A 3863-nucleotide genomic window follows, 5' to 3' on the forward strand; every position below is an offset into this window, starting at 1 on the left:
TGGATTTTACGCGAAAAGAATCCTGTGGCAAGTGTATACACTGTAGAATTGGTACCAAGCGAATGCTTGAAATTCTTACACGAATTTGTAATGGGGAAGGAAAAGACGGAGATATCGAACTCCTTCAGGAGTTGGGATTAAAAATAAAGGATGGCTCTCTTTGTGGCCTTGGTCAAACAGCACCCAATCCTGTATTGAGCACCATACAGTACTTTAGAGGAGAGTATGAAAAGCATATCTATGATAAGAAATGTCCTGCGAAGCAGTGTACGGGTTTATTGACCTATACCATTCTTCCACAGCATTGTGTCGGGTGCGGATTATGTGCAAAAAACTGTCCTGTCCAAGCCATCACAGGGGAACGGAAGCAACCATACACCATCCTTGAAGAAGCATGTATCCAATGTGGCAAATGTAAGGAAGTCTGTCGTTTTCATGCAGTAGAAGTGGAATAAAGGAGATAGGGGGACGAATATGCCAAAAATTAGAGTAAATATCAACGGAAAAGAAATGATGGGACAAAGGGGTCAAACAATCCTGGAAGTAGCCAAAGCCAGCGGAATTCATATACCTACCCTTTGCCATGACGAAAGGGTTCATACCTATGGGGCCTGCGGCCTATGTGTGGTGGAGGTAGAAGGCGTACCACGACTACTGAGAGCCTGCGCCACGGAAGCCAGTGAAGGCATGGTGATTAACACAGATACAAAGAGGGTGAAGGAATCAAGAAAGATTGCCCTGGAATTACTGCTAACAGATCATGTAGGGGATTGCAGGCCTCCCTGCGTCATTGCCTGTCCAGGAAACACTGACTGTCAAGGGTATGTGGGGTTAATTGCAAATGGTCAATATCGCGAAGCCCTAGAACTGATCAAGGAACAACTACCCCTTCCAGCCAGCATTGGGAGAATATGTCCTCATCCTTGTGAGGATGCTTGTAGAAGGCAACTGGTGGAAGAACCTATCTCCATCGCATGGTTGAAACGATTTGTTGCAGATATTGACCTCAAGGATGAAAATGTTTTCATGCCTGAGATTGAACCCGCCACAGGCAAGCGTGTGGCCATCATTGGCGGTGGGCCAGGTGGGTTAACGGCAGCTTACTACCTTGCAAAGGCAGGGCACAAGATCGCAATCTATGAAGCCATGCCAGAACTAGGTGGGATGCTCCGCTATGGAATTCCCCAATATCGATTACCCAAGGAAGTACTCAATAAAGAGATCGCCATTATTGAGAAAATGGGGGTGAAAATGTTAACCAACATTCGTGTTGGAAAAGACGTAGATTTAAGCTATATACGGGAGCACTTTGATGCAGTATATGTTTCCATTGGCGCATGGAGAAGCACAAAATTAAACTGTCCGGGAGAAGAGTTGGAAGGGGTTATTGGAGGCATAGATTTCCTTACAAAGTTTGCTGTGAATGAACCCATAAAGACAGGAGATCGAATCGCCGTTGTAGGCGGCGGAAATACGGCCATGGATGCCTGTAGAACGGCCATTCGATTAGGCGCTAAGGAAGTATATGCCCTCTATCGTAGAACAAAAGAAGAGATGCCAGCTGAAAAAGTTGAAATCAAAGAAGCAGAAGAAGAGGGAATTACTTTTAAGTTCTTAGTAAGTCCCATTGAAATCATAGGGCAGGATGGGAAGGTATCCAAAATAAGACTACAGAAAATGAAGCAGGGAGAGCCAGACAAAAGCGGCCGACGCCAACCTGTGCCCATTGAAGGAGAAGAAGAAATCATCGAAGTTGACTCCGTCATTTCCTCCATCGGTCAAATGGTTGATGGCATAGGCTTTGATGATATTGAGAAAACGTCAAGTGGAACCATCTATGCCGATGAACATACCTTCCTTACAAATCTCCCAGGCGTATTTGCTGGAGGAGATGCAACCAACAAAGGAGCAGCCATTGCCATACAAGCTATTGGCGAAGCCAAAAAAGCAGCGGAAGTCATTTGCAGATACTTAGAAGGAGAGATTATCCCCTACAAAACACCCTTCTATGTAGAAAGACATGACCTGGCCCCAGAAGATTTTGCAGACCGGCCGAAGGCCCATAGACCTTCAATGCCCCACCTATCATCAGAAGTAAGAAAAAGAAGCTTTGAAGAAGTCGTAGAAGGCTATGATGAAGAATCTGCAAAGGCAGATGCCATGCGGTGCTTAGAATGTGGATGCCACGATGTATTTGAATGCAGCCTCTTTAAGTACGCCAATGAATACGAAGTACAGCCAGAGAGATTATCAGGAGAAGTGCATAAGCGCCAGTGGCAAGATGAACATCCATTTATCCTGCGGAATGCAGACAAATGTATTCTTTGTGGTTTATGCGTAAGAATATGCGATGAAATGATGGGCATCGGTGCCCTGGGCTTGATAGAAAGAGGATTTGATACCATTGTAAAGCCAGCCCTAGATTTGCCATTAAAAGAAACAGGCTGTATCAGCTGCGGCCAATGCATCAGCGTCTGTCCTACGGGCGCCCTCCAAGAACGACTCCCTATCCAGAAGGCCGTTCCAGTAGAAGCCAAAGAGACCCATACCGTTTGTGCCCATTGCAGTGTGGGTTGCAATATGAACTTGCATACAAAAGGAACCCTATTGATTCGCGCGCTGCCCAATGGAAAGGAAACAGTAGACCAAGGACTTTTGTGTGTCAAAGGAAGATTTGGATTTGATATAGCCCAGAAAGGCAAACCATTGACCAAGCCTATGATTCGAAAAAATGGAACCTTTGAAGAAGTTCCATGGGAAGAAGCCCTGCTCTATACAGCCAAGAAGGCCCAGAGCTTGACTTTACTCTATGGTAGCAATTCCCTTGGCATATCCATATCCGATCGATATACCAACGAAGAGATATACCTGGCATCCAAGTTAGGACGACAAGTGCTAAAGACAGAAAATATTGGCTGCTTTAACCAAGTACATGGCGGAATCAAAGACGTCTTAGGCTACGATGCTTCCACAAACACCTTTGATGAACTCCTTTCCACAGAAACCATCCTTCTAATTGGTTCAGATGTTATGAAGCATCACACCATTGTGGGACTAAAAATCAAGAAAGCTGTAGAACATGGAGCCAAGCTGATGGTCATCAACCCATTCCAATCCCAAGCCGACGAATGGGCCCATAAAAAAGTTACGCCGACGAATCAAGTGAACTTTTTGAAGGAAATCGCAAAAGCTTTATTAGAAAGCGGATTTACGCCGAAAGAAGATCAAGCGACTGGTTTAGAAGAATTCAAACAAAGCTTAGAAGCAATTACAATCAGCGATACCGCCAAAGAGATCGCAGAGATCTATGGAAAATCCAAAAAATCCATGATTGTCTTCGAACAAAATGAGATAAGTGTCGATGGCGCCAAAATGCTTGCCAACATCGCCGTGATCACAGGCCATATAGGAAAGCCAAGAAGTGGAATGATCCAGCTAAAGCCCAAAAATAACAGCCAAGGCATAGCCGATATTGTACAAACAAAAGATTCCCAAGAAATCATGAAAAAAATCCAAGCAAAAGAAATCAAAGGACTCCTTGTGTTTGGAGAAGATATACCCCTGGCCGATTTACAAAGCCTAAACTTCCTGATGGTACAAGACACCCATCTGACAGAGACGGCCATGGCTGCCGATGTGGTCCTGCCAGCAGCAAGCTTTGCAGAATCAAGGGGAACCTATACAAGCGCTGAGCGGAAAATTCAGAGACTACATCAAGCCATCCCGCCAGCCTCAGGACTTGAAAACTGGCAGATAATAGAGAAACTTGCCAATGCATTGAGTACAAATATGGAATACACAGATCCAGACCAGATTTTACACGAAATATCCATACAAAACCATGACTACTTTAAAATAGATAA

At 44.7% G+C, this 3863-nt stretch carries 2 protein-coding genes; both read left to right on the forward strand.

Annotated elements, in window-relative coordinates; translation table 11 throughout:
• Positions 1-455: NADH-ubiquinone oxidoreductase-F iron-sulfur binding region domain-containing protein (locus HNQ80_RS25420; protein WP_184314058.1), on the forward strand; the 455-nt coding region annotated here is incomplete at its 5' end.
• Positions 456-474: 19 nt separating this feature from the next.
• Positions 475-3863: molybdopterin-dependent oxidoreductase (locus HNQ80_RS25425; RefSeq protein WP_184314060.1), on the forward strand; the 3389-nt coding region annotated here is incomplete at its 3' end.

Origin of the sequence: Anaerosolibacter carboniphilus (assembly GCF_014205875.1) — a bacterium.
Taxonomy (GTDB): domain Bacteria; phylum Bacillota; class Clostridia; order Peptostreptococcales; family Thermotaleaceae; genus Anaerosolibacter; species Anaerosolibacter carboniphilus.